The following is a 4489-nucleotide window of genomic DNA, read 5'->3' as shown; positions in this document are numbered from 1 at the left end:
ATACAAGGTAAAAAAGGGGGGGAGGACATGGAAATCGATTACGGTTTAGAATTGAGTCAATCGCAAAAGCTTATAATGACTACGAAATTAATGCAGTCCTTAAAAATTCTCAACATGAGCGCTGTAGAGCTAGAAAATGAAATAAAAAAACAAGCTGAAGAAAATCCTATTATAGAGATTGACACTAAAGACAACGATAGGACAGTAGATTGGGAAAAATACATTAAAAATATGCAAAAATACACATATAAAGACAAAAACGAATTTGCATATAACGTAGATAATGAAGTCGATTTCGAAAATATGGTGAGAGCAAATCAGAATTTATACGATTATCTAAAAAATCAAATTAGATACTATAAAATTGACAAAACTCAAAGAAAAATTTGCGAATATATAATAGACAGCCTAGATGAAAATGGATATTTAAATGAACAAGATGAAAAATTAATTATGGAAAAGCTTAAAATCGACAAAAATACATATGATACATGCAAAGGTTATGTCCAATCGCTTGAACCAAATGGAGTGGGTGGAACTACTTTAGAGGAATGCTTGTCGATACAGCTTAAAAATTTGAATATAAAGGATAATTTGCTAGATCAAATTATAAAAGAAGACCTAAACAACATAGCTAATAAAAAAATAAAACCTATATGTAAAAAATACAGTATAAATAAAGAACAATGTATAAACTATATAAAGATAATAAAACATCTAGAACCGAAACCAGGGAAAATGTACAACACAAACGATGTACAATACATAAAACCAGATGTAATAATAAGAAAAATAAATGGAAGCTTTATTGTCGTCAGCAATGACAAGAACGATATAAGCATAAATATAAATTCATTTTATCAAAATATGTTAAACAAAGAAGATGCTGATGAAGAAACTAAGAAATTTATAAAAGAAAGACTAGATAGTGCATTAAACCTAATAAAAAATATAGAAAATAGAAAATCGACAACAATAAAGATAGCCAAATCCATATTAAAAAGACAAAAAGAATTTTTTGAAAAAGGCACAAACTACATAAAACCTATGAAAATGCAAGAGCTAGCAGATGAATTAAATTTACATCAATCTACTATAAGCAGAGGTGTAAATGGAAAATATATGCTGACACCTTTTGGTATGTTTGAATTTAAGTATTTCTTTTCAAAAGGTTTAGAAACTCAAGGAACAAAAGATACATCTGCAATAAGTATAAAAAACTTCATCAAGGATATAATAAGAAAAGAAAATAAAACAAAACCATTAAGCGATGAAAAAATAAAACAATTATTAAATAAAAATGGGGTAAATATATCTAGAAGAACTGTGACAAAATACAGGGAAGAATTGGAAATACTGCCATCAAATAAAAGGAAGACCTTATTTTTGGAATAGAATAATTGTAGGAAAACGTGGTCCATATTAAATAATAAAAAAGAAACTTAATAATAAGTTAAAAAAAACAAAAGTTTAATAAAACGTATTGAAAAATATTTATATCTAAGATAAAATATAATTATCTTGTGGGACACAAATTGATACATAGGACTTAAAAAGTCCCGGATTAAAAAATCAATAAATAAAAATGAGGGATAGACTTATGAATAATTTATTAAAAATGCAACAAAAGTTGATTCCACAAGTGCTTGATATGATGATTAAACGCTACTCAATACTTAGACAAATATATCTAAACGAAACAATCGGAAGAAGAAGTTTAGCAAATGAGCTAGGGTTGAGTGAAAGAGTTGTTCGCTCGGAAACAGAAGTATTAAGAGAACAAAATCTGATAAGCGTTGAGACATCAGGTATGAAAATAACTCAAGAAGGTATCGAATTATTAGACGGACTAAGAGATATCATGAATGAAGTTATGGGATTATCAACACTAGAAGAAAAGTTAACTCAGCTATTAGGTATAAAGAAGGTAATACTTGTACCTGGGGATTACGAAAATAATAAGAGTGTTTTGATTGACGTAGGTAGATCGGCGGCATCGTATTTTACGAATATACTACAGGACGGAGATATAGTTTCTATAACAGGTGGAACAACAATGTTACAATTTTCAAAGAGTATAAAATCGGATAAGAAATTTGAAAATGTAACAATAGTACCTGCTAGAGGTAGCGTAGGAGTAAATGTGGAGATACAATCGAACAACATAGCAGCAAATATAAGCAAGAGTTTACAATCAAAATATGCACTACTTAATTTACCTGATAAATTAGGAATCGAGTCTATGTTGATGTTAGCTCAAGAGCCTGAAATAAAGAGAACTTTAGATTTAGTTTCTAAATCAAACATAGTTGTGTTTGGTGTAGGTAGAGCTGATGAGATGTTAGTCAGAAGAAATTTATCAGAGGAGAGAACGAAAGAAATACTAGATAAAGGTGCAGTAGGAGAATCGTTCGGATATTATTTCAATCAAGCGGGTGAGATTGTATACAGGTTAAATACAATCGGAATAGATTTAGATAGTGTTAAACAAGCAAGAGAAGTTATAGCAGTATTTGCAGGAGCAAAGAAAATAGAAGCTTTTCTAGCAATATCTAAAATTAACAAAAACTTAGTTTTAGTAACTGACGAGCATAGTGGACAAAGACTTATAGAGTTGATAAACGATCAACAAAAAAATGGTTAAATAAATATGGTTAATAAAATTAGCAGGTAGCTAATAAATAATAAATAAATTAGTAAAAAATACAGAAAATATAAATAAAAAAATAGGTTTTATTTTTAGGAGGTTAAATACAATGGTTAAAGTAGCAATTAATGGTTTTGGTAGAATAGGAAGATTAGCATTAAGAAAATTAATGGAACAAACTGACAAATTTGATGTAGTAGCAATAAACGACTTAACAGATGCAGCAATGTTAGCTCACTTATTCAAATATGATACTGCTCAAGGTAGATTCAACGGTGAAATAGAAGTTAAAGAAGGTGCTTTCGTAGTAAACGGAAAAGAAATAAAAGTAACTGCAGAAGCTAACCCAGAAAACTTACCATGGGCTGAATTAGGAGTAGATATAGTATTAGAATGTACTGGATTCTTCACTTCTCAAGAAAAAGCTGAAGCTCATATAAAAGCAGGAGCTAAAAAAGTAGTTATATCTGCACCAGCAACAGGAGATGTTAAAACAATAGTATTCAACGTAAACAACGATACATTAGATGGAACTGAAACAGTTATATCAGGTGCTTCTTGTACAACTAACTGCTTAGCTCCAATGGCTAAAACTTTAAACGATAAATTCGGTATACAAAAAGGTTTAATGACAACTATACATGCTTACACAAATGACCAAAATACTTTAGATGGTCCTCACAAGAAAGGTGATTTAAGAAGAGCAAGAGCTGCAGCAGGAAATATAGTTCCTAACACTACAGGTGCTGCAAAAGCTATCGGTTTAGTTATACCAGAATTAAAAGGTAAATTAGACGGAGCTGCTCAAAGAGTTCCAGTTGTAACTGGTTCAATAACTGAATTAGTTTGTACATTAGACAAAAATGTTACTGTAGAAGAAGTAAATGCAGCTATGAAAGCAGCTTCAACTGAATCATTCGGATACACTGAAGAATACTTAGTATCTTCTGATATAATAGGAATGAGCTACGGTTCATTATTCGACGCAACTCAAACAAAAGTTATGGAAGTTAATGGACAACAATTAGTTAAAGTTGTAGCTTGGTATGACAATGAAATGTCTTATACTTCTCAATTAGTAAGAACTTTAGGATATTTTGCAAACTTAGCAAAATAGTTTAGGCATAGTAGGGTCCGGGTTTGTAGTATATTGCTACGGCTCCGGACTTTTTTAGGATAAGACGGAATAAATAAATTTAACATAAAAATAAAACTACATATAGATAATAATAATAAATAAAATTAAAATAAACAGCTGTAATCGTTTAATACCTACTTTATTCAAAAATATGATATATTAGAAAGTGATATATTATAAAAAAGAATAAGTTTACTTTTGAAAGGAGTTTAATTATGTCAATGTTAAACAAAAAAACAATAGAAGATATCAATGTTACAGGAAAAAAAGTTTTAGTAAGATGCGATTTCAACGTTCCTCTAAAAGATGGAGTAATAACTGATGAAAACAGATTAGTAGGAGCATTACCAACAATAAAATACTTAATAGCACAAGGTGCAAAAGTTATATTATGCTCTCACTTAGGAAAACCAAAAGGAGAAGCTAAACCAGAATTATCTTTAGCACCAGTTGCAAAGAGATTATCTGAAATGCTAGGACAAGAAGTAGTATTTGCTGCAGATGCTAACGTTGTTGGTGAAAATGCAAAGGCTGCTGTTGAAAAAATGCAAAATGGAGATGTTGTTTTATTAGAAAACACTAGATATAGAAAAGAAGAAACTAAAAACGAAGAAAACTACTCTAAAGAATTAGCTTCATTAGCAGAAATATATGTAAATGATGCATTCCTCTTCTGTATTATCAATGTGAAAAATATCTGGAAA

General features: G+C 29.8%; 4 protein-coding genes. All 4 read left to right on the top strand.

Annotated elements, in window-relative coordinates; translation table 11 throughout:
• The first annotated feature begins 27 nt into the window (after window positions 1–27).
• Complete coding sequence (rpoN, locus tag ACI3VO_RS06965) at window positions 28–1395, top strand: RNA polymerase factor sigma-54 (RefSeq protein WP_439757213.1); 1368 nt, start codon at window positions 28–30, stop codon at window positions 1393–1395.
• 205 nt (window positions 1396–1600) lie between these two features.
• On the top strand, window positions 1601–2644 hold the full coding sequence (locus ACI3VO_RS06960) for a sugar-binding transcriptional regulator (protein ID WP_439757212.1): 1044 nt from the start codon (window positions 1601–1603) through the stop codon (window positions 2642–2644).
• 112 nt (window positions 2645–2756) lie between these two features.
• On the top strand, window positions 2757–3764 hold the full coding sequence (gene gap / locus ACI3VO_RS06955; protein ID WP_439757211.1) for a type I glyceraldehyde-3-phosphate dehydrogenase: 1008 nt from the start codon (window positions 2757–2759) through the stop codon (window positions 3762–3764).
• Between the two features lie 236 nt (window positions 3765–4000).
• A partial coding sequence (gene pgk / locus ACI3VO_RS06950) for a phosphoglycerate kinase (protein ID WP_439757210.1) occupies window positions 4001–4489 on the top strand: 489 nt, incomplete at its 3' end.

The organism is Intestinibacter sp., from assembly GCF_051866655.1.
In the GTDB taxonomy this organism is placed as follows: Bacteria; Bacillota; Clostridia; order Peptostreptococcales; family Peptostreptococcaceae; genus Intestinibacter.
The sequence above is the reverse complement of the archived record's forward strand: the minus strand, read 5'-3'. Positions and strand labels throughout refer to the sequence as shown.